Below are 23,836 nucleotides of genomic sequence, written 5' to 3' on the forward strand. Positions count from 1 at the left end.
ATCTTGATATGCTTTAGAGGAAAGGATGATAGAAATGCCAAATGATAGCCAAGCTGGTCCTTCAGCTGGTTCTGTTAGAGAAGTTGGTAGTTATCCTATCAACCTGACAGGTCCACGTAGTCATACTCTTGTCCTTAAGCCCGGTGTGGGCAGTCTATCCATGGGTCCGTCGCAATTGGGGAAAAAGGTTGACCTTCATGTCGCGTCTGATGCGCCTATCGATTGGACCGTATTCGATGTCTTTGCCACACCGGCCGGCTCTCCCTGGCCGAGATTTCTGCATTATACAGGCAGTGATTTAGGCTTCTTTGACTGGGCACAGAAACGTCCCATTGAAGAGATGATATGGACTCCGATCCTGTCTGCAGACACGGTGGCGGACGCCAGTCAGTCCAATTTGCATGGCTTGCATGTCAAGTTGGAACCATCCGGGAGGTCCCTTAGCCTAATACTTCCGAAGCAGCCTTTCCGCCTGAGTGTGTCTGGTGATCTATCACGCTTCTCGGCCACAGGTGATATGCCATCTTCTCTTACACTAGCACCGCGCACCGGCCGACGTAAGAATGATTCCCCTTTTTTGCTGCCCGATATGGGGGAGCTGCACCAGGTAACGAGCTTGACGCTACATAACGCACCGCTGGGACAGCCCATCTCGCTAGAGTGTCTAAACCGGTACCCAAACCTTAAATCACTGAGTTTGTGGGGAAACTTCTGCGATTTGAATCTATTGGCTCATCATACCGAGTTAACGAATCTGGAGCTGCGCTTCATGCCTGATCTGGAGGATTTGCCGACCTTGAACGCGTGGCCGTTGCTTGACAGATTTATCGCCTACAATGTGGAAGAGAGCGCTGGCAAGCATCTAAAAAAGCAAATGAAAACTCGCGCTGAAATCCGTCCTTGGACCGACCATGCTTCAGTGAGCCAATTACGAAAGCCAGAGTGGTGGACGACCGAGTTTGGCCGCCCATTCTCCTCCTGGACTAAACGTCTAGCCAAGCTGGCTAATGAAGCTTACAACGTTGCACAGGTAACCTTGTCCGAGGCCCATAGCTTTGCTGAAGCAGAGGCCGCCATTACCGCTTTCACCGTGCGCTTCAACAATCTTAAGGGCATCGAAACCACCGAACGAGAAGATCTTGGTGAAGCGGTATGGCAACTTAGCCAGTCTGACCACTTGATTGGCCAGCCTATCACAGAGGAGATGGCTCAACACTGGTTCGATGCAGCGCGCGATTACTAAATGAATTGAATGTCACACCCCTAGAATAGAAATCGGATTGACCCAGGGGTTTATCCAATGTCTATTCTAAGGGGTGCACTTTACTATACTGGCGGGGTTTTGTTATACGATCATCCCCATTTCTCGGAGTCTATCTTTAATTTTCTTTAAACGAGCTTCTTTTTCGCTGTCTTCAGTTAATACCTCTACAGATGTTTCGTTATACTTCTTAATGATCCTCTTTAAAGTTAATTCTTTCATTTCCTTTTTACTGTGGATGGTAACAGGAGGGACAGTTGTATAGTTTTCTATTGTCTTGGGATCTGCAGAAATTCGTTCTAGTAAACTAAGTAGAAGCACCAGTCTTTGCTGGCCCAACCTCGGAACTTGGTATAGTTTTTTCCATGTGGAATCTAATAGATGTTCAAGATCTGTATATCCCTTCGAGTATAGAGCATTTATGAGGGCTGTTAAATTTGGACCCCGTTCTTCTTCATGAGCCACAGCAACAATACAAGCAATATTCTTAGAATAAAGATGCGCCGGAAGTGGAAAAAAATGTATTAATGCCGCATTTCCGTCGATGATGTCAATCATGATGATATACCTCCATTAAAATATGTGTTCACTATACATGTTTAGTATTCTGGCAAGGTTGTAAGTCAGTAGGGTGAATTTCCCTGACTTGGTACAATAGATTGATACACTCTGCATTATTAAACCCCAAGCTACTGATCATTTTCTGAACACCAGCAAAACCCATTACATAAGCTCTTAGAATATGTAGCAGATATGATTCGTTGCGCTTCATAATCATTGCTAAGTAATGATATGATATAGGCATCAATTTTGTGGGGTGCACTGATATGGATTTCCGAATCAAAGAACTAGTTAATGCTACACAGCAAACCTATGGATTGGACAACTACTACTTACATACAAATGAAATTTATCGCGAAGTTACGATGCTGGGAGAAACCGACTATTTGCTTAGTATGGAATGGTTTCCTTCTCACATTAAGGAATGGAAGGAGGATTATAATCCGGAAGGAACTGCAGTCATTACGATTGACTTACTATCCCGAAACTATAAAAGTGTTATTTTTGTTGGAGGGAAATCTTATGCAAATCGAACACCATTCCAAAACATTGAAATAAACGGCGTTATTCAGTGGATGGAAGCTGAAGTAGGGCTTGAATATGGTAAACAATTCTACCTATTGAAGGAAGAAAGAGGAGAATATCATTTTGCCGAATGTATAGACGGTATCCCCATCTCCCCCGGCGGGCGAATGGAGTTACGCTTCGATGCGGAAGGTAGGATTATTTTTTATAGTGTATATGGCCAGTTTCCTTCTAGCTCCCTTGTGCACAAAGAGCATTATTCTCTCACGCTTCAAGCGGTAGAGCCACTGGCGAAAAAACAACTACAGCTTATCGAATATCCAGTGTACGAGATGAAGCATCTCCTGCCGATCTATGGGATAGAAGAAATCTACATTACAAATGATGGAACAACCACAATTCCATTTGAGATGATATCAGGTACGAGAGCACGACTGAATATTGATCAAGTAATACATTGGGAGCAAGTGGACACGGAACAGTTCACAAGGACGGAGATCCGTCTGCAAGAAGTAGTTACAATCGAACAGGCAGTAGCACGTGAGCCGCATCCAGATTCATTTTCAATCACAGACGTAGAACAAGCCCAATGTATAGCCGCAGTCGAAGCTGGTTTAAGCCAGCTCTATCCGGATGAATCCGGACAATGGATACTGAAGACTTTACATCGGGAAAGAGGACATATTCAAGCGACATTGAGGAGGAATGCGCCAAGTAATCGTATTTTTCAGCGTAAGATCCTCCTGTTTATCGATACGAAAAATTATAAGGTTATAAATTATATGGATAACAAGTTAATGCTCGATACGTTTGATGAGTTCCAGAGCGAAGGGGAAATTGCTGTGAGCCATGACGAAGCTTATGACAAGCTCAGGGGATGGTTCGAATTAACACCCGTCTATGTGTATAATCCTGGGCAGAAGAAGTATGTGCTGTGCGGGAAGCTGGATTGTGATTTTGCAGTGAAGGCTACTAGCGGAGATGTGGTGGAGTTGGGTAGTTTGGATTGATAGTGAAACCAGATTGATTTAGTCAAAAAGATAACATCCGAAACTCATGTCCAAGAGACATGGGTTTTTCTTTATGTAGTTGGATGCCAAAAATTTAGACTTATGAAAATAATTGTATGGAAATTTGATATACACGCAGAGAAATTCCGGTGTACAGCGTCAAATATAAGTAGACGTTAAGAAAATCGAAAACTCCGTTAGGTACAATGTATGAAATGAGAGACAATAACCGTTTTAAGGATGGTGAATGAGTTGGGTTTCAAAATACGTAAAAACACGGTGCAGTCCGTCTGGATGATGTGGGAAAAAGCTTTTGCGTTGCTTTCACATTTTCGCGGATCGCATAAGTCACGCTTTGGAATATGTACCGTGATGCTAAAAAAGCACCGGGGACAGCCTATTGTATGCCAAGACGCCACGGTCATCAATCAGGGAGAGTGGGTGGGAGAACTCCACCTCGACAATGAAAGAATCCTGAAGTTGATCCGGTCCGAAGGATCGGATCGTGCCGCACTGCAAACGGCTCGCATGCTGCGCAAATCAATGCACCAAATCAATGAAGCCTTCGAATCGCAGTCCGAGTTCAGGCAGGTCAAGGCTTTATTGGGGATTACACTGCTCCATCGGGGATTAACACACGGTCTTGGTTTTGAACAACAAAATATAAAGTCCGGCGTTTTCGAACGCATCACCACCATCTATCTTCGATTGCTGCTGTCTGCCATGCATCCGGAAGGGAGACAAAGAATCAATCGGCGAACAGAGCAACTGGTCCCGATGTTACTGATCCATTCACGCGCCTCACTGAAAAATCGATTCTCACCCGGACAGAACTACTCTGGATAGGACTTAGGCTTGTTATAAGGAGGTGTAATCATACTTACATATCTGATAGGAGGAATACTATGTGCCGCTACTCTTTACATGTTTATTCCAAGTTTGATTACGCGAGTGAGCGGCTTTGGTGTCTTTCGCAAAGGAACGGTAAAAAAACAGGTGGCATTCACTTTTGATGATGGGCCACATCCGAAATATACGCCGGAATTGCTGGATTTATTGAAGTTACATCAAGTGAAGGCTACTTTTTTCGTGCTTGGATCGCGAGCGGAGCAGTATCCAGATCTGATCAGAAGAATGGATCGGGAAGGCCATCAGATTGGCATCCATAATTATTGCCATACATCTAACTGGCTGATGCTGCCCAGTACTGTTAGGCGAGAACATCTGGACCGCTCCGCTGATATTATAGAGTCTATTGTCGGAATCAGACCCAATCATTACCGTCCACCCTGGGGATTAATCAATCTATTTGATTTCTTTCGGCACAAGCAGTATCGAATTGTTTTATGGTCCCTGAAGGCGGGCGACTGGAACATCCGGGCCTGTCAAACCCGGATGCAGGCCATTCTATTAGGTGGAATCACCGATGGCTCCGTTGTTTTACTTCACGACAGCGGTGAGACTGCGGGCGCGGACCGGCATGCTCCTTATTTTATGCTGCAAGCTCTAGAAGAAGTGCTAAACCAACTGCAGGCAAGAAACCTGCAATTTGTTCGGCTTGACGAAATGTCTTGACGTTGCTATTTAGACTTAAATTGTTTGCGGAAGCAGAGCGGCGAGATGCCCATTATTAATTTGAAGGTTCGTCCAAAATGGGAGGTGTTATCAAACCCAACCATTCCCGCAATTTCAGTAACATTAAACGAAGAGCCAACCAGCAAATCACGCGCTTTTTTGATGCGGATATTATTGATATATTCAATGAAGCTGAACCCGGTGGATTCTTTAAAAGTTCGGCAAAGGTAGGAGGAGCTTATGTCGAATTGCCGTGAAATCTCACAGAGCTTAAGTGGTTCCATATAATGTTGATTTACATAATTAACGATGTCCAGGACTTTCTTATGTGTACGATTGGATTCCACAAATGAAGCTGTGCGGCTGTCAAATAGTTTACGATTAAGATAGAGGAGCAGCTCCACCAATAATATTTGTTGGTACTGTTCGTATCCGCGGGCTTGCTTCTTTCCCTCCTGGATCATCTTCTGAAAAAGCTGTTCGATGAAATATTGATCCATCCCGGTCATCTTCAAAGCGCGGTAATCACTTTTGAACAATTCGAGCAGTTCCTCACATTGACTGCCGGTGCAGAAATGCTGCAGGAATTCTTTTTTAAACAGGAGTGTTACCCGCTCATACATATTGCAGCCTGAATTGACCAGTTTGTGCATTTCGTGAATATCCATAAATAGCAGTGTTCCGCCCGCAACCTGATAGGTTCTGTCCCCTATAAAATAATAAAAATCCCCGGATATTAAATACAGAATCTCATATGCATCATGATAGTGTCTTGCAGGCATGCTGGTGTATACCTGTTTCTTGCGGCTGATGTCAAAAAGAGTAGACTCATAAAATACCGGCTTCATTCAGCACCTCCTAAGAGGATTGTAGACTTAATCTATGGTTTGTAGCAACATATGTATAAAAATTAATAAATACAAGAAAATACGTGCTGTTTGGACAAACTTTTTGAGATAAGCTTGAACTGAATTACCAAGTGTTGGTAAAAGGAGGGCTGTCATGCTCAGATGGGTTGGGGATAAGGTTCACTGCCGCTAAAAGTTAAAGCGCTTAAACTATTCAATTAAAGGAGAGATTGCGGTGCTAAATTCAACGAAGAGTAAGGTTTCCAAGAAGATGAAATTTTCATTGATGATTCTGCTCAGTTTTTCAATGATTTTTTCTTATGGCTGTCTGTCCAAAACATCTCAACAGAAAAGTTATGCGGCAGGGAACCCTGATTCTAACTTCTCACCGGCAACACTTCAATTCTTGCGTGACAACACAGGACTGGATGGTGAGCAGTGGAACAATATTATGATGCTTGTCAACAAACCGGAGCAGGACGATCTGAACTGGATCGATTTTTACGGATATTGTGAAGATATTGATGATGACCGCGGGTATACGATTGGAATATTTGGTGCAACTACAGGCGGCTCAAATGATACCGGTCCTGACGGTCCGGATCTGTTCAAGGCATATGACGCTGCTAAAGGCGCGAGTAATCCTTCGGTTAAAGGTGCATTGGCCCGGATCGGTGTTAAGGGTTCGATGAAAGGGAAGATCCTCGAGATCAATGAAAGCGAAGAGAGCTTCTGTAGAAAAATCGGCAATTTGCAAGATGATCCCGAGTGGAGAGAGGCTATGTGGAAAACGTTCTACAATATCTATATTAAATACAGTGTGGAGCAGGCCCGCAAACGCGGCTTTAACTCGGCATTAACTATTGGTTCCTTCGTGGATGCAGCGCTGAACCATGGAGCTACCGGCGGCTCCGAGACCCTTCAAGGGCTTTTGGGTAAATCCGGAAGCAGCACGGATGAGAAGACTTTCATGACCAAATTTTATAAAGAACGGACCAAGATTGTGGATACTAATGAGTACAACTCTCCGCCTAACGGCAAGAACCGTGTGAAGCAGTGGAGCAATTTGCTGAACATGGGAGAGACAGACCTGAAAGGTGCAGATTCGGCAATTCTTCAAGTCACCGACTGGGAACTCCAATAACAGGAATGTAAGGGCAGTAGAACCACCGTTCTTCTCGGTGACTGCGGTTCGATGATAAGTGAGATTAAGGAAGAGGGAGATGGGCTGAATGGATAACAACCAATCTTATCTCAAAAATAGATTTTACAAGGTAATCAGTCTAATGGTTATAGGTTTGCTGCTTGCCATGGAGTTGACCGGGTTTGTCTCAGCAGGAAGAGAGGGAAATGAGGAAGATCTTGCAAGCGAAGCAACTGCAGTTCAGGAAACGATTGCCCAGTGGATTTTTAAAGACAAAGGCGAGAACGGTGTATTTCCGGCTACAGGCGGGGTATATCAGACGGCTTCATCCATTCGTGATGTAGGAACTAATACGAATGCGTACACCTATGAGTCAGGTGAGAACAGCGTACGCAACCAGGGGTGGCATGAAGGAACGGGCCTGAAATACTGGCTTGCCACGCTTTCTACCAAAGGTTTCGAAGGTATCTTCCTCTCTTCACAGCAAACTTCTTCAAGTACAGGACCCAGGGATTTTAAGGTGCAATACAGTATAGATCAACAGGAATGGACAGATGTTACGGGCGGCAACCTTGTTTTAGCCCAGAACAATTTTAATTGTTCCAATAATTCCTGCAAATTAACTAACCTCGCTTTGCCTGCGGGAACAAACAATCAAGATGTACTCTATATCCGCTGGGTGGTAAACTCTGCGAAAAGTGTAAGCGGGGGAACGGTGTCCAGCTCAGGCTCAAGCAGAATCAAAGATGTGATAATTAAAGGAACACGCAGCAGCGGCGAACCTGGGGACACTCCCACACTTGAGGTAAGCAAAACTCCCGCTTCAGGGGCTGCAGATGTTTCCCTTAACGCAGAGATCACAGTGAAGTTTAACAAAGCGATCAGTCTCGACAGTGGTTATCAAGTTGTAATCACGGAAAACAATCTCCCTCTTAATAACATTTCTGCTTCGCTCCTCGGTCAAGACACAGTCAGAGTCAGCCACCCTAATTTTACTGCCGGCAAAACTTACAACGTGACCGTCCCTAAAGAGCTTGTTAAGGGGACTGCGGATGGCCGGACACCTGAGAACGATATTACCTGGAGCTTTAAGACAAAGTCTCCGGATACCGGCATCAAAACACCAACGCTGCTGAACATGACTTTTAACGGGGACCCAAAGACAAGTATCGCCTTTGACTGGTATACAGCCGAAACCGTCAGAGGTACAGTAGTGCAAGTAGTGGAGGCCTCCAATGCGGGAGGAAGCGAGTTTCCGGAACAACTGGCAGCTTCTTATGAGGGCAGCTCAACAGTTATTGAAACCTTAATGACATCAGGAGACAGAAGTTCTCAAAAGTATAAAAAGTTCGCCAGCCACAAGGTTATTGCAAGCGGTCTTAAGCCTGGAACCCAATATATCTACCGGGCCGGTAACGGTGATGCGGACGGCTGGAGCGAGGCGGGTTCTTTTACCACGGACAAGGCGGATAATCAGGATTTCCATTTCCTCTATGTAACCGACACCCAAGGCTCAAGTAAATCGAATTTTGATCTGTGGCAGGATACTTTTAAGAGAGCTATTGAGAAAACGGTAGATCCCAAGTTTGTTCTTCTTACAGGGGATCTAACGGATGACGGTGATCTGGAGCAGCTGTGGCAGTGGTTCTTGGGTGTGCCGAAAAAGGAATTTGCCAATGTGCCATTTGCACCGATTATCGGCAACCATGAGATAGAAGATTATCCGAATAACAACTTCTATAACCATTTTAATCTTCCAAAAGATGTCGGGACGGGTGCTCATGACGGTTCGGTATATGCTTTCGAATACGGCGATGCCCTGTTTATGCAGATCAATTCCCAGTACGAAGGGGAGGTCAAGCCATACAAAGCGGATATTCAGTTCACCAAACAATTGGAATGGATGCGGAATCAGGTGGCAAAGACCGATAAAAAGTGGAAATTCGTCTCGATGCATAAGGGAGCGTATTCTTCAGGGGATAATGCTTCGGCAGAAAGCGACCGGGTAGAATTTTACCGGAAATATCTGATTCCTGTATTGGATGAGCTGGGTGTGGACATGGTTTTTGAAGGTCATGACCATATGTATATGAGGTCTTTTCAAATGCTGAACAACGTTCCGATTAAGAATGTCATTACCGATGAGCAAGGAAATGTGCTGAATCCCAAAGGGACCGTATATCTAATGGGCAACTCGGCAGCTTCGAAATTCTATGCTATTAATCCAGATGCAGACACTTTTTTTGCAGCAAAAAACGATCAGCCCAACAAGAAAATGTTCGTGGATGTTTCCATTACAAGCGACGTGCTGAAATTCACATCCTACACAGCAGTTAAAGATAAACCCCTTGCCGTCTATGATGCTTACAGTATTAAACGGACTGATGTCAAACCCGGCATTGTCCAAAATCCAAGCGCAGTAAGACAGTCAGGGAACCGTGCAGTTCTTTCTTGGAAAGCGCCAGCAAATAGTTCTGAGCCGGTGCGAGGTTACCGGATTTACGAGAAAAATGATAAAGTCAGCACAAACTGGAGCGTGTATGTACCGACGGTAAGCGGTCAGACGAGTTACAGCTATACATTAAACGGCATAGATTCTGCTAAAGCCTACAATTTCGTTATTAAAGCAGTGGGGACAAGAAATAACTCGCTTCCAGCAGAGGCAGGAATACAATGAAAGGATAGAGGAGGCGTTGACGGAGCTTAGGCATCCGTTAACGCCTTTTTTTAGTTGTTGAAGCTGTCCATTCCTCCTACGGTAACTCCTCAGAAAGATAGCCTCACTTTTTACCAGATCATGATTCATTGCGCATTGGCGTGACTTTTGTTCCGTCAAAGTATAACGGCAGACCTTCGGCCAGAATCGGCAAGAGGGTTTGGGTTGGGTCCTACGAAACCTAGAATGGGGATGAAAAATTTAAGTGCCATCCATTCATAGACATCAGGTAAGCCGTGAATCAAAAATACGCAGATCCATGACAGTAAAGCTGCAGCCAAAATTGTACTACCTAAATACCCGAATGCTTGAATTATTCTTTTCATATTCGCACCTAACGTATAAGAAAGTGTCTAATAGTTAGAAGAATATAACTGTAAAAATCACTTCAATTGCTAACATATCCGAGGCTCGATACGGTTATTTGGATAATACCACCGTAGGGAAATCTGAAAAACAAACATTTGTACAACTGTATTTGTCTTGTACCGTTCTTTGAAGTTAGTAATAAACTATATCAATCTCAGAAAAGGAGTTGATTTAGTTGGCTAACAGTGATATACGTCTTACTCTTTGGTCGGGTACTAATTTTACCAATCGTCGGATTCGATTCAGACGTGGAGGAGTTGCGGTTCGTGATCTTGGAGCGTTTCGGTTTAACAACGTTCTCTCGAGTTTCCGTCTCAGAAATGTTGTGGAAAGCTCTCAAGTAACGCTTGTGCTTTTTTCGCGAATTAACTTTCAGGGATCGTTCCGTGTGTTCCGTGGCAGCCAAAACGTAGCGAACTTGAATAATTTTAACTTTAACAATGTCACATCTTCGTTGATATTGGTAGGACGTATCCTTACAAGCTCCGAAATTTCGCAAATTCAAAGAACTGGTAGAGCGCCTCGAGATGTCCTCGTAATAAGACAATAATAATGCAAAGGGGGCGCCCTAGGGCGCCCCTTTTTTACAAATATCAGTAGCACAGGTCAAGACAAAATATGCATAGAATTTAATATAAAATAAGAGAATAGGTGCTGCTCCCGCAAACAATCCTCCTTTAAACTAGTAACGTACTTAACAAAATCTGCTAGAGGAGGATTCAAATGCGCAAAAAGGTTATCGGGAGAATTTGCAGTACAGTTATGATTTGCAGTCTGCTTGCAGCAGGCAACGGAACGACCTACGCCGATGGCGCCAATAACTCTGATGCTCCTACCAACAAATCGGTCAAAAACGTAATCCTGTTTATTACGGATGGGATGAGCTTATCCGATGTGAACTTGGCCAGATGGTATCAGGGAGGGCAGGCGCTTGCGATGGATAAGTATTTCAGCGGGCTGGTGAGAACATATTCTACGGATTCACTGACCACAGATTCCGCTGCGGGAGCTACGGCTTATGCTACAGGCCATAAGGTTAAGAGTGAGACGGTATCCATACTTCCAGACCGAATAACGATGCCTTTCATAAGCGCAGTTAAGCCAGAGGACGTGAACAAACCTCTGCCTACCCTTATGGATGCAGCGAGAATGGCAGGGAAAAGTACAGGAACGGTATTCACTTGTGAATTAACGGATGCGACGCCGGCTACATTTTTAAGTCATGCATACACGCGTGACAATGCGCAGTCTATTGCAGAACAGATGGTCTATAGTGGTGTAGATGTTCTACTTGGGGGTGGTTCCGGGTATTTGGTACCCGGCAAAGAAGACATTAACCGCAAGGACGGAGAAGATTTAACCAAAGTTCTGAAATCAAATGGGTATGAATACGTAACGGATAAAGCAGGGTTAATGAATTCTAAAACGAATAAAATCTGGGGTCTCTTCAACCCCGAAGCACTGGATGCTGATTTTGACCTGAACCCGCAAAAGCAACCGAGCCTTGCTGAAATGACCAAAGTAGCGATAGAGAAGTTGTCGCAGAACGAGAACGGTTTTATTCTGATGGTCGAAGCAAGCCAGATTGACTGGTATGGTCATGATAACGATCCAGTGGGTATTATGAGTGAGACCTTAGCGTTTGATAAAGCCTTTAAAGCCGCTGTTGACTTTGCAGAAAAAGATGGCAATACAGCAGTCTTATCGGTTTCGGATCATGCTACCGGCGGGCTCAATATGACGAACTATGATTCTACCAAAGACCTAATCTCCGTGCTGAAGAAAGCGAAGCATACCAGTTATTACATTGAAGGCAGTATTAATGAGAGCAATTTCAAAAAGGTCCTTGCAGATCATTATGGACTTAGTGATCTAACCAAAGAAGAAGCAGATCAAGTCAGATTGGGAATGCAGGATAACCTTTCGCCGGTCATCGGTAAAATTTTGGGGGATAAAATAGGTGTAACCTTCTCTACGGATGATCACACATCGGAAGAAGTTGGCTTATTCGCGTACCATCCGGCTAATTTTAAACCGACTGATTTCGTGAACAGCGGTGTAATCCAGAATACGGATGTGAATAAGTATATTCAAGAAGTGACCGGACTCAATCTGGCGCAGCTTCAGGATACACTGTACGTATCCAGTGATAAATTCAAGGCCAAAGGAGCTACGATTACCCTAGATAAGACTGATAAGAATAATCCGGTGGTTGTAGTGAAAAAAGCAGGCCAAGTTCTCAAGCTGCCTATAGATAAAAATATCGCCATACAGGATGGCAAAACAACGAAACTAAATGTGCTGACGGTAATGATTAAAGATAAAGTGTGGATTTCGCAGGATGCTTTGGACTTGATTCTCTGATTCTTAATGTTCATGTTGTGATCTGTCGGATAAAAGTTAAAGCGCTTAAACTTGAGAACCCCTTTTTATAAGGGGTTTTTGGGTTGGAAAAATAAATTCCGACTTGCATTAAGAGGAGGAAAGTGAAGTTTTTATCGTTTTGTTGCAGGCTTTTTTCCATAGGTCATCAAGCGCCAAAGCTTTTCTAAGGGTCCCATGGAAAAGAACTTGAACCAGATGGTACTAAAAATGATTTGAATAAAATAAATCAGAACGGCGATGTAGAGAATATCTTTCGGTGAAACGACTTCGAGACCTATCATTGAAATGATTGCTGTCCCTATAATGCTTTGTGCTACATAATTTGTAAACGCCATTTGACCCACCCGTGATATGGGTTTCAGGAATTTCACCATTTGTTTATTTTCTAATAGTAGAAATAATGTTGTTAAGTAGAACAAAGTGGTTGGGAGAGATCCTAAGCCCGTAACTGAATCTACATTGCTGCTCCCACTTTGAGAAGCGTTCCAAATCCATAGTGAAAAACCAATGAACAACAGAAATGATACCATTTGAATTCCTCTAATTGGTTTAGACAATTCTTGTATGTGTGTCAGCCAACCTGACTTTGCGGTTAAAAAACCAGCTAAAAACATAATAAAGATTTGTATAGCATCATTAGAAAAAATATCAAGGATAGATGATATAACCCCTAGAGTGGGTAGAAATATTTTTGCCACCAAGGAAATGATGTAAATGGATGTCATACCTATCAGCCATTTTTTAAGTGTAGAAACCGTTGAGTGATAAAAAGGGATCAGAAACAATCCGATAATGGCGTATGCGGGCAGAATGGTTCCCCAAAAGATAAATACATGAATGATTCCCAGCAGCAAAAGGATTAGTAAACGTCTAGCCATACGCCATCTGGGTTTATCTCCCCGGCTTTCGGCTCTTGAGGCGAAAATGTATAGACCTACACCAAATAGAAAGGAAAAAATAGAAAAGAACTTTTTTTGTACGAAGATGATTATCAAGCTATGGATGATTCCATTAATGCCACTATAGTCTGGTAAGGGATCTCCTTCCATAATAACTTTAAAGGCTCCAACATTTATAAGCAGAATGCCGAAAAGAGCAAGTCCGCGAATGATGTCGAGTGAAATGATTCTTTCTTTTTGCGAAATGGAGGGATTCATTAATAGTGCTCCTTTGAAAATATTTTTATTTGCTTAGGAGTTAGTATAAGTTGCGAACCTTACATTAAATTGATGCCAACATTACAGGATCCTTAAATTTGATAAAATGTTCCAACTCCAGTTGAATTAGAATCAGTTTTATGGTTAATATGAATACTAAATCATTTTGGGGTGTGAACTAGAAATGTCAGCATATACTCAACCGATCTTTGTGGCAGCGATCTTTTTTGTGGTTTTAGCATTTGCCTTATTTATCCCATGGCTCATTTATACCTATAGAAAATATAATTACCTTCCCTTTTCTACCACGTTAATTTCGTTTTCGTTTATCTTTTACTTTCTAGCAGCGTTATTTTTAGTATTGTTGCCGTTGCCGGAAATACGTAATACTTGTTCTCTTCAAAAACCGGGCACACAACATTATTCACTTATGCCATTTCAATTTATAGTGGGCACCTTTGGCAATAGTGGCATCGTGTTATCACAGCCAGCCACGTATAGACTGTTATTTAGCCAACCCTCATTCTATCAAGCTTTTTTTAATTTCTTGCTATTATTACCTTTTGGTGTTTATCTGCGATACTTTTTTCATGATAAAAAATATTGGAAGAAAGCTCTAGGCTTCACGTTCCTATTAACTTTATTTTATGAGATAACACAGGTAACCGGCATTTACGGGATTTATAATTGCCCTTATCGTATTTTTGATGTGGATGATTTATTGTTAAATACTTCTGGCGGAGTACTGGGGTTCTTTATTGCTCCAGCCGTGTTGGCGTTATTCCCATCAAAAAAGAAAATTAAGGAGAAAGCAGAAAGATTATTAGCTCTTGATGAAGTAAGAGGGATGTCTGTGTTACTGGCTGTTATTATTGATCTATTTATCAGCAACCTAGTAGTTAAAGTTGTGTTGAGTATGACCAACGTTAATATGGTTAGTGAATTTATTGCGAGCACAATTACACTTTCTGTAACCTTTTTTATTATTCCGATGATTTGGAATGGATCGACAATCGGTACGAAAATAATGCGTTATCACTATGACAGTAAAATAAGTCGAGTGGAAACTAACAAGCGATTATTTAAACGCTTTGGTGCCATTTACGCGATGTACTTCATAACAGTCATTGCGAATATTTTGAATAATGTGGAACTATCAATGGATTCTCCATTTTATAAGGCATCTATATTCTTAACGCTAGGTGCTGGATTGACCTCCATTATTTTAACGATCGTGTTGTTCATCCATATTGTCTTAGTCGTGTTTGGCAAACAAAAACGCCGCTTTTACTTTGATGAAGCTTCTGATTTATATACAACCAGAAAAAAATGAATGCTATTCAATAGCAAAGGGATACTCCGTAGTCTTAAATGGCTACAGGGTATCCTTTTTTTTGTAGATTTAAGCTTGTTGTAAGGTTGGCATGAATTTGCTGTAAGGTTCGGTGCCTATAGTATAAGTATCAGCAAATTATGAGGTGAAATGAATGGAACCATTATTAAAAGTAGAAAACGTAAAAAAAGTGTACGGGAAGTTAAGTGCTGCTTACACAGCGTTGGAAAACGTGTCTTTTGACATTCATGAAGGTGAGTTTGTAGGGATTATGGGACCTTCCGGAGCGGGAAAATCAACCTTGCTAAATTTGTTAGCAACCATAGATTCTCCAACAGAAGGAAAGATATATATGAAGAACAAGAGTATTCATGATCTGAAGGAAGCAGCTTTGTCAGACTTCCGGCGTGAACATCTCGGGTTCATCTTTCAAGATTACAATTTACTCGATTCCTTGACGGTAAAGGAGAACATATTGCTTCCCCTGGCGATTGCTAAAATTCCAGCGAAGAAAATTAATCACCTCGTGACTCAGATCTCTAAAGTATTTGGGATTGAAGATTTACTGGGGAAATATCCTTACCAAATCTCTGGGGGTCAAAAGCAAAGAACCGCTGCGGCTAGAGCGCTCGTGACAGAGCCTGCACTGATTTTGGCTGATGAACCAACAGGTGCACTTGACTCTAAATCAGCAACAGATTTATTGGAAAGCTTAAGTACTTTAAATGAAAATAACAATTCGACCATTATGATGGTGACCCATGATGCCTTTGCCGCAAGCTTCTGCCACCGGATTATTTTCATCAAGGATGGTTCGTTTTCAACAGAAATCTATCGTCGTGATCAGACACGCAAAGCCTTCTTCCAAGAGATCTTAGATGTTCATGCGGCCATTGGGGGTGAGGTAGATGACGTTATTTAGTCTAGCAAGAAAAAATATAGCCAGAAACTTCTCGCAATTTTTTTTATACATTGCATCGATGGTGTTTAGTATCATCATTTACTTTACATTTGTGACCTTAAAATATAGTGATACGATAGCAGAACAGACGGCTTCATCCCAAAAACTGGGTTCCCTAATGAGTGGCGCGGCAGTCATTCTTATCTTTTTCGTGTTCATATTTATAGCTTATTCCAATTCATTTTTTATGAAAAAACGTAAAAAAGAAGTCGCACTGTATGCGTTGCTGGGGGTACGTAATCGTCAAATAGGTTTTATGCTCTTTTTTGAAAATTTGTTATTAGGATTATTCTCTTTAATAGTAGGGATTGTATTTGGCTTCCTTTGCTCAAAAGGATTTATGACGATTTTGATTCATTTAATGGGTTATGACGTTGTAGCACCCTTTACTTTTTCAATGGCGGCTGCGATGAACACGGCTATCGTATTTCTGGTTATTTTCTTAGTGACATCATTTCAAGGCTACCGCTTGATCTATCAATTTAAGCTGATTGATTTATTTCATGCTTCCAAAAAGGGAGAAGTGGCGCCTAAACCATCTATGATAGTAGCTGTTCTTGGAGTGTTACTTATTGTCTTGGGCTATTGGCTTGCAATGCAGGACCTTTTCACTTCTAAGGTATGGGCAAAAATCGGATTTCTCATGACCGTATTAATTATTTTAACAACGGTTATTGTGGGTACATTTTTATTGTTCCACAGTGTGACTGGCTTTGTATTAGCAATGATTAAGAAAAATGAAAAGTGGCTGTGGAAAGACCTTCATGTAATAACCATATCGCAGCTGCTCCATCGTATCCGTGGGAATGCACGTACATTAACTGTGATTGCTGTGTTGAGTGCTACAACAGTAACTGCCGGTGGAGCGGTCTATAGCCTGTATTACAATACGAATGACTCGGCAAAAACGATTAATCCGAATACCTTTATGTATCAATTAACAGATGCAGAAATGGATAAACAAGTAAATGCTGTACTGCCAGCTACAAAATACGATGAAAATATCGATGCGCTATCCATTACGTTTCATACGAAAGAATTAAACTCACCATCCTCGTTCGATAGCTCTGATAAAAGAGGGTATACAGTTATCGATGAAAAAACATATAACAACTTAGCAAATGTACAGCATAAAGAAAAATTAAATGTAAAGGATGGTTACGCGGTTATTTTAGATATCGGATATGACAAAAGGTTCTCACCTATGTATACAGGAAAAACTATAACAACAGGCAACGGCCATCCACTCATATTCCAAAGCTTTAAAACACAAACCGTATTGAATGCAGGCACAGCAGGTATAACAGTTGTAGTCTCGGATGAACAGTATAAAGTATTACGGAATGATGGAGAAGTGCTACGCTATCGTGTTCTTGGGGTAGAGGATGCCTCTGTGGATTTATCTGCAAAAATTGCAAACCAATTGCCTGAAGAAGCGCCATTTTCTAGTAGGCCTCAAGATTACCAAACAAGCTTGGAAAGTGTGGGTTCTCTACTTTTTATAGGAAGTTTCCTTGGGCTCGTATTTCTGGCTGCAACAGGCAGTATCATTTACTTTAAAGTTTTAACAGAGGCAGAAGAGGATAAAGCACAGTACAATATGCTGCATAAAATGGGTGTCAGTGCAAAAGAAATGCAGAAATCCATTGCGTCACAGGTATTCGTTATCTTTGTTGTACCGCTTATAGTAGGGTTATTGCATAGTGTAGTGGCTTTAAAAGCATTCTCTAGTCTACTGATGATAGATTTAGCAAAGCCAGTGTTGCTCTGGATGATTGCTTATACCGTAATTTACGGGTTGTATTATTTCTTAACCGTAGCTTCATACAATCGTATTATCACACTAAATAATAGAACAGAAGGATGATTGAGATGAAAAAATTTCTAATTACTATGGGTATTTTGTTTGTTATTGGGGTTGTAGGTGTCTTTGCTCTAGCAAAGATTGATTTCAATCGCATGAATGCCGAAAATTACTATTTACAAATTACAGAGGATGGGGAACCCCATGAATATAAACTGAGTGATGGTACAGTGATGACTTCCTATTCGTATACACTAGAGGCTACAAATGCTAAAGGTAATACAATTCCACTGGAATTTAATGCACAAAAAAATCTTCGTAAAGGCGCCTACTTAAAAATGTATGTAAAAAAAGGTGATCAAGTCTCCTCATACGATGAAGTGAAAGTAGAGGATATTCCGCTAAAAGCAATAAAAAACTAATAAATTGAAGAAGGGCTGTCTCCAATAAAGGTAATGGAGCACAGCCCTTTTCTCTGCCTAATGAGTAAGTAAGGCATTTGTATTATAAAAGTATAGTAATGGTGGTTCCGGTATTTTCAATGCTCGTCATATCGAGGTTCCCCTCATGAGCCCAAATAATGTCTCTTGCGATGGCCATTCCTAAACCAGTACCATGCTTGCTGGTTGTATTTGTACCCCGATAGTAGCGTTCGAAAACCTGTTCCAGATCTTTAGTTGGAATACCCTGGCCATTATCAGAAATCGAAATTTGGGTATGAGATTCTGGACCTGTATCCACTCGAATCTTCACCACGACATTTTCATCGTTATGCACCAGCGCGTTGTAGATCAAGTTAAGGATCGCTCGTTTTAGTAACTTTTTATCTACTTTATGCATTGCTTTAGCCACATTCGCCTCAAACTCTATCTGCCGTTCACCAAAGGTCGGGTCATTTAAAAGTTCAATCGTCATTTCTCGTAGAAACTGAACGAGATTCACCTCTTCAAATTGCAGGGATAGCTGGTGATTACGTAAACGTGTTGTTAAATTGAGGTCATCTAACAGATCTTTCATATACATCGATTTACTCTTGATAATTGACGTGTATTCCTGTAATTCTTGGGCTGTTAAATCTGTGGCACTGTCGTTAATAAATTCTGCATAACCTTGAATAGAAGCAAGTGGTGTTTTCATGTCATGTGAAACATTGCTAATCCATTCCTCACGCATTTGATCGAGACGTTTACGCTCCTCTTCATGCCGATCGAGCTTTTCAGATAGTTCATTCATATTACGAAAAACATCTTCATAAACACCTTTGGGAGTAGGCATTTTCTTAAAACGTCGTTCCCTGAGCTGTTGAATACCCTCTATTAATGTATGAAGGGGTGCAGTTAACTTTTTCCCAAATAGAAATCCAATGATGATTACAATAAGCACATCAACGATTAAAAAAATGGAAAGAAAAACATTAACATCTTTGAAAATTTTAGCGTAGTCATAGGTCATTACGTAGCGGCCTATTTTAGGATTATTAATCCCTAAAAAGTAACTGAAATTTTGGGCTTCGCTGACAAAAACCGTCGTGCGTGCATCTAATTCTTTATATTTATACATTTGGACAATTTCAATAGGAGAATACTCTGTTTTCAATTCTTCAGGGGTATAAAAGGCTGCTGCTTGCTCCCCTTGGTCATTCAAGAATTGTACCCAGGCGCTCATTTCTTGTAGTTTTTTGAGACCTTCTTCGTTCACAACAGGTTTGCCAGCCTGTAGTTCTACGTATTGTGAAAAGGTTCGGCTAAAGGTTTCTGCAGATGCTTCTTCAGTGCCAAAGTTATTATTATTTACCTTTATAAAGAATAGGGAAAGGAACAAAATCGCGTTTACAATACCAACGATCACAACAATAGTCATAACCGATCTTAAAAAGCGGAGTGTCAATTTCCATTTCAACTAGTCTCACTCCTTGGTATGTAATTTATAACCTAACCCTTTAACCGTCAAAATAAAGGAAGGATTTGAAGGGTCGGCCTCAATTTTTTCACGTAATCGCCGAATATGTACCATCACTGTATTATCGGAACCAAAAAAATCTTCACCCCACACCTGTCCAAACAAGGTTTCTTTGCTTAGAATCTGATTGGGATGATGCATAAAACAGCTCATTAAACCGACTTCTTTGGCGGTTAGCACGAGGACTTCGCCATTCTTTTTTAATTCTGTCTCATTGGCACTAAGTTCAAAGGGACCAGCTTGTAAGCTTTTCGGAGCCTTTTTTTCTTCTGTAAAGCCAGCTCTTCTCAGTTGTGCCTTTACCCGATAAGCGACTTCTTTCGGACTGAACGGTTTAGTAATATAATCATCGCCACCTATCGCCAGTCCTAACAGCTTATTAATTTCCTCGTCTTTTGCAGACATAAATAAGATGGGTGCATTTGATGTTTCCCGAATTTTTCTGCATAAGTCATATCCTTCTCCATCTGGGAGCATAATATCTAGCAATATAAGCTCAGGATTATACTCCTGGAACTTGTCCCAACCCTCTGCAACGGTCCCGGCAGTTACAACGTCTGGAACACCTTCTTTATGTAAAACAGCCTTCATTAGACGCGCTAAATCATCTTCATCGTCTATGATTAATACCCATTTACGACTTGCCATTTATTTCCCTCCAAATCCGTCTTTATGTACATTATTACATTATAAAGGACTCTTTATTTCTTGCGCAAAAAAATCGCAAAAGAAAGGCTTGCATGAAGATGGGTATTACTTAGACGAACATAGCAAAGCAATATTCGGTGATTTATTAAAATTCATTCTAGATATAGCCAAATCAGGTAAGGAGGAGAAATTGTTACGCCCCCTGCCTTCCATGGCATTGATCTGCACTGTATATGGCCCTTTGAAGATGTTCGCTAAAATGATGGAAGAAGGTGAGTTACTGTATTCGCTTGAGCTCGAAGAAGAACTTGCAGACAGCTTTTGGAATGCTATTAGATTGCAGCGACTTGCAAGGAGTGCAAGCAGCCTTAACAGGAACAACTGCAACCAATGCTGATTTGCAGAATATTTCACAGGATGACTTTGTACGTACAACCGTGATTATGCTGGTCGGAATCATAATTGTGCTAATAGTCATTACGCGCTCTGTGTCCAGTTCTCTGTTCATTATTGCTTCCTTGGTGCTAGTTTACTTACTTCTCTTGGAATCAGTGAAATCTTGAGCTGGATCGTTTCATTTTTGAGCTTCATTATGATTGCAGCCCTGGGCGTTGATTACAGCATATTCCTGATGATGCGGTATAACGAGCTTGAAGGGGATGTTGGATCAAGAATTGAGTGGCATCACGTTATATGGTTGGTGTAGTATTGTCTGCTGCCTTTATTCGAGGCACCTGCGCCGCGTTGATTCCTTCGGGCGTAATGACACTTATACAGGTAGCATTTGTATTAATCATTGCACTATTATTACTAAGTGTAGCGGCCATGCCGGTGTTCTTGACTGCATTAAAGCAGCTTGCTAGCAAATTAAATGGTTCAAGCAACGGTGCTACATCAAAGAATGTAGTTGACAAATCGAGTCATATTTAGAGGGCAGTAAAATTTAAAAATACATGCGTATTACGTATGCTGAGAACAATAGAAAGAATCTTCGGGGACCTTTGTGGTCCCTTGTTTCACCATATCAGAAAGTATATAATTATCGACTATACCTTACAACTTTATTACGCTATAATCAACGTAAAGTCAGCAGATGACCTAAGAGTAGGATGATTTTAATAGTTTAATTAATATTAGCTTTTGATATGCCGAAACGTATTTTGTTATTGAAATAGGTTGTTTATATTGTTTATGATATTAATAAAGGTGTTAATTAAATCTAGAGTAGGTAGATTATGAGTCTAAATGACAACGTATTAATTAAAATTCGTGATATGCGAGAGAGTTATACACCAGTTGAACGATTGGTCGGAGATTACATTTTAGAAAATACGGAAGAGATCCCTCATTTGTCGATTAAGGAATTGGCTCAATCGAGTAAGACAAGTGATGCATCTGTCCTTCGTTTCTGTAAGACGATGGGTTACAGCGGATACCGCAATTTTATTGTGAGTATATCGGCATCTTTGGGTTCTCGTGATGAGGATTCAAAGGCTCAATATACTGATATTCAGCCAGGTGATGATCTCTCGACAATTATATCAAATATTTCATTGAATAATTGCAAGTCCATTGAGGATACGCTTAGCGTTATTGATCGAAAAGAAATTACAAGAGCTGTAGAATTACTATGTCATAGTAAGCGAATTGTTTTCTTTGGAATAGGTGCTTCGGGACTCGTTTGTATGGACGGGGAACAGAAGTTCTCGCGAATTAATAAGATGTGTCATGCCTATACAGATGGTCATAGTCAGCTCACGGCAGCAACTTTACTTGAGAAAGATGATGTTGCCATTTTCATTTCTAACTCTGGAGCAACTAGTGATATTATTGATGCACTGGAAATTGCCCAAAAGAATAGAGCGAAATGTATTGCGATTACGAAGTACAATAAAAGTGAGCTTGCGGAGCGGGCGGATATTGTACTGAGCATATCCACACCTGAAATAACAATCCGCAGTGGGGCTATGGGCTCGCGTATTGCGATGCTTACGATCATCGACATATTATTTGCTGGTGTCGCAAGTGCTGAATATGAAGAAGTAAAAACCTACTTAACAAAAACGCATAATATATTAAAGAAAAAACTTAGAAATTAGGTTCTGATAGAATGAATGTGGAGGAAAGCATTGATCATGGATCAATGCTTTCTTTTTTTGTATTTCATTCACTTATTCGTGTACTAAAATGTACTACTTATCAATCCATGTCAGATTATCTACATGATGAATACGTTGATCTAATGAATATAATAAGTAGTTTAATTCAATAATTAATAGCTTGGCACACAATTATGAGGAAGAAAATGAATGGAATCGAAGACGAAACATCATCCGGTTGAACACGGATGATGTAACTTTATGTTTCGTTTGGAGCGATAATCAGCAAATAATACATTTTTTTAAATCGCTTTAACCTTAGAGCCATAGCGATCAAAGCAATTGTTAAAAATTTAAATTGCATCTTGTAAGCGCTTTATAAATGTGGTATAACATAGTATGTAAGAAATGAAATAAAACATCAGAATTTAATTTCTTAATGAAATTATATTTCAAAATCTATTGACGAAGCGATGGTGTTGTATTAGTATAAGAACATAATAATTGTAAGTTAATCTAACACGCTTTGTTAATTAAATGACAGATTAAGGCTGGGAAGAAGGAGGATGGCTATGAATGACTACCTTGCGGGATTGACAACAGAGGCTGTGAATCCAGACACATTAATGATTGATGAATGTACTACGGAAGAAATGATCCAGTTAATGAATCAACAAGATGCACTGGTCCCCAGAGCTATAGCTGAGGAGATTCCGCAGATTGCAAAGGCGGTAGATATTCTACATCATAGGTTGTCTAATGGTGGAAGAATGTTTTACATAGGAGCTGGCTCATCAGGAAGATTAGGTGTTCTGGATGCTTCCGAATGTCCTCCTACCTTTGGTACAGATCCTTCCTTGGTGCAGGGCTATATTGCTGGTGGTGATATTGCTTTGCGTACTGCGGTTGAAGGCTGTGAAGACGATATGGATGAAGGGATCGCATTAATCGAAAGCATTGGTGTAACAAACAAAGATGTACTTATTGGGATTTCGGCAAGCGGTAGTGCAAACTACGTTATTGCAGCTTTAGCGAAAGCAAAGGAACTTGGAGCAGCCACTATCGGTGTTTGTAACAACAGAGGCTCAAAGTTCGAACCCATTGTAGATGTTTGTATAACACCTGTTGTAGGACCTGAGGTCATTAGCGGTTCGACTCGATTAAAGGCAGGAACTGCTCAGAAGTTGGTGCTTAATATGCTGACAACATGCACAATGGTCAAGTTAGGAAAAACGTACAACAACTTGATGGTTGATCTGAAGGCTAGTAATTTTAAGCTCGTAGATCGCTCGATTCGTATCATCATGAACACGACTGGTGTAGATACATCAACCGCCGCAGAAACACTTGAAAAAGCATCTATGAACTGTAAGCTGGCAATTATGATGATTAAATCGGGGTTAGATGCAAAAGAAGCAGAACAAGTACTTAACACAAACGGAGGACGCTTGAAACAGGCAATCGCATCATTGGTTTAGGTG

Annotated in this window: 19 protein-coding genes and 1 pseudogene; 15 read left to right on the top strand and 5 right to left on the bottom strand. The window is 41.1% G+C overall.

The features are described from left to right. Window positions 1–34: 34 nt before the first annotated feature. Complete coding sequence (locus MKY63_RS22110) at window positions 35–1,243, top strand: hypothetical protein (RefSeq protein ID WP_076275205.1); 1,209 nt, start codon at window positions 35–37, stop codon at window positions 1,241–1,243. 102 nt (window positions 1,244–1,345) lie between these two features. On the opposite strand, the gene MKY63_RS22115 is transcribed toward MKY63_RS22110, so the two are convergent. Further along, window positions 1,346–1,819 (bottom strand): hypothetical protein, encoded by a 474-nt coding sequence (locus MKY63_RS22115; RefSeq protein ID WP_076275206.1) that lies wholly within the window; start codon window positions 1,817–1,819, stop codon window positions 1,346–1,348. Window positions 1,820–2,088: 269 nt separating this feature from the next. Here MKY63_RS22115 and MKY63_RS22120 point away from each other — a divergent pair, with 269 nt between their 5' ends. The 3 genes from MKY63_RS22120 to MKY63_RS22130 all read left to right on the top strand — a co-directional run bounded on the left by MKY63_RS22120 (window position 2,089) and on the right by MKY63_RS22130 (window position 4,932). Continuing rightward, a complete protein-coding gene (locus tag MKY63_RS22120) occupies window positions 2,089–3,357 on the top strand; it encodes a hypothetical protein (protein WP_076275207.1) in 1,269 nt (422 codons plus the stop codon). Between the two features lie 294 nt (window positions 3,358–3,651). After that, window positions 3,652–4,203 carry a hypothetical protein gene (locus MKY63_RS22125; protein WP_051491598.1) on the top strand — a complete coding sequence of 184 codons (552 nt, stop codon included), beginning with the start codon at window positions 3,652–3,654 and terminating at the stop codon, window positions 4,201–4,203. Between the two features lie 78 nt (window positions 4,204–4,281). Further along, on the top strand, window positions 4,282–4,932 hold the full coding sequence (locus MKY63_RS22130; protein WP_235219567.1) for a polysaccharide deacetylase family protein: 651 nt from the start codon (window positions 4,282–4,284) through the stop codon (window positions 4,930–4,932). A 5-nt stretch (window positions 4,933–4,937) separates the two neighbouring features. On the opposite strand, the gene MKY63_RS22135 is transcribed toward MKY63_RS22130, so the two are convergent. After that, on the bottom strand, window positions 4,938–5,780 hold the full coding sequence (locus tag MKY63_RS22135; RefSeq protein WP_036688751.1) for an AraC family transcriptional regulator: 843 nt from the start codon (window positions 5,778–5,780) through the stop codon (window positions 4,938–4,940). Window positions 5,781–6,015: 235 nt separating this feature from the next. Here MKY63_RS22135 and MKY63_RS22140 point away from each other — a divergent pair, with 235 nt between their 5' ends. The 4 genes from MKY63_RS22140 to MKY63_RS22155 all read left to right on the top strand — a co-directional run bounded on the left by MKY63_RS22140 (window position 6,016) and on the right by MKY63_RS22155 (window position 12,373). Next, a complete protein-coding gene (locus MKY63_RS22140) occupies window positions 6,016–6,924 on the top strand; it encodes a chitosanase (protein ID WP_244886353.1) in 909 nt (302 codons plus the stop codon). A gap of 88 nt (window positions 6,925–7,012) precedes the next feature. Beyond that, a complete protein-coding gene (locus MKY63_RS22145) occupies window positions 7,013–9,601 on the top strand; it encodes a metallophosphoesterase (protein ID WP_076104946.1) in 2,589 nt (862 codons plus the stop codon). Window positions 9,602–10,184: 583 nt separating this feature from the next. Continuing rightward, window positions 10,185–10,559 carry a hypothetical protein gene (locus tag MKY63_RS22150; RefSeq protein WP_076100295.1) on the top strand — a complete coding sequence of 125 codons (375 nt, stop codon included), beginning with the start codon at window positions 10,185–10,187 and terminating at the stop codon, window positions 10,557–10,559. Window positions 10,560–10,732: 173 nt separating this feature from the next. Continuing rightward, complete coding sequence (locus MKY63_RS22155) at window positions 10,733–12,373, top strand: alkaline phosphatase (protein ID WP_036688747.1); 1,641 nt, start codon at window positions 10,733–10,735, stop codon at window positions 12,371–12,373. A 131-nt stretch (window positions 12,374–12,504) separates the two neighbouring features. Here the strand turns inward: MKY63_RS22155 and MKY63_RS22160 are convergent, their stop codons facing one another. Beyond that, the gene (locus tag MKY63_RS22160; RefSeq protein WP_036688745.1) at window positions 12,505–13,551 is read right to left on the bottom strand and encodes a DUF418 domain-containing protein; all 1,047 of its coding nucleotides are present in this window, start codon (window positions 13,549–13,551) and stop codon (window positions 12,505–12,507) included. A gap of 184 nt (window positions 13,552–13,735) precedes the next feature. Here MKY63_RS22160 and MKY63_RS22165 point away from each other — a divergent pair, with 184 nt between their 5' ends. From MKY63_RS22165 to MKY63_RS22180, 4 genes are all read left to right on the top strand, one after another. Beyond that, window positions 13,736–14,884, top strand: a complete 1,149-nt coding sequence (locus MKY63_RS22165; protein ID WP_339809829.1) for a VanZ family protein — start codon at window positions 13,736–13,738, stop codon at window positions 14,882–14,884. A gap of 154 nt (window positions 14,885–15,038) precedes the next feature. Next, window positions 15,039–15,806: an ABC transporter ATP-binding protein gene (locus tag MKY63_RS22170; RefSeq protein WP_339809830.1), complete on the top strand. Its 768-nt coding sequence runs from the start codon at window positions 15,039–15,041 to the stop codon at window positions 15,804–15,806. Continuing rightward, entirely contained in the window at window positions 15,793–17,712 is a 1,920-nt protein-coding gene (locus MKY63_RS22175) for an ABC transporter permease (protein WP_339809831.1), read from the top strand. Before MKY63_RS22170 ends, MKY63_RS22175 begins: the two co-directional genes overlap by 14 nt. 5 nt (window positions 17,713–17,717) lie before the next feature. Further along, window positions 17,718–18,071 (top strand): YxeA family protein, encoded by a 354-nt coding sequence (locus MKY63_RS22180; protein ID WP_036688737.1) that lies wholly within the window; start codon window positions 17,718–17,720, stop codon window positions 18,069–18,071. Window positions 18,072–18,153: 82 nt separating this feature from the next. Here MKY63_RS22180 and MKY63_RS22185 read toward each other — a convergent pair whose 3' ends face one another. Continuing rightward, window positions 18,154–19,548, bottom strand: coding sequence for a HAMP domain-containing sensor histidine kinase (locus MKY63_RS22185; protein WP_076104941.1), 1,395 nt, complete (start codon window positions 19,546–19,548; stop codon window positions 18,154–18,156). A 6-nt stretch (window positions 19,549–19,554) separates the two neighbouring features. Further along, complete coding sequence (locus MKY63_RS22190; protein WP_036688733.1) at window positions 19,555–20,256, bottom strand: response regulator transcription factor; 702 nt, start codon at window positions 20,254–20,256, stop codon at window positions 19,555–19,557. Between the two features lie 341 nt (window positions 20,257–20,597). Here MKY63_RS22190 and MKY63_RS22195 point away from each other — a divergent pair. The 3 genes and pseudogenes from MKY63_RS22195 to murQ all read left to right on the top strand — a co-directional run. Then, window positions 20,598–21,186, top strand: a pseudogene (locus MKY63_RS22195) (MMPL family transporter); the annotation flags it as partial. Window positions 21,187–21,491: 305 nt separating this feature from the next. Then, on the top strand, window positions 21,492–22,355 hold the full coding sequence (locus tag MKY63_RS22200; protein ID WP_036688728.1) for a MurR/RpiR family transcriptional regulator: 864 nt from the start codon (window positions 21,492–21,494) through the stop codon (window positions 22,353–22,355). Between the two features lie 572 nt (window positions 22,356–22,927). After that, window positions 22,928–23,833 (top strand): N-acetylmuramic acid 6-phosphate etherase, encoded by a 906-nt coding sequence (gene murQ / locus MKY63_RS22205; protein WP_042129111.1) that lies wholly within the window; start codon window positions 22,928–22,930, stop codon window positions 23,831–23,833. Window positions 23,834–23,836 lie beyond the last annotated feature (3 nt).

This window comes from Paenibacillus sp. FSL R7-0189 (assembly GCF_037969925.1).
GTDB lineage: Bacteria > Bacillota > Bacilli > Paenibacillales > Paenibacillaceae > Paenibacillus_AQ > Paenibacillus_AQ odorifer.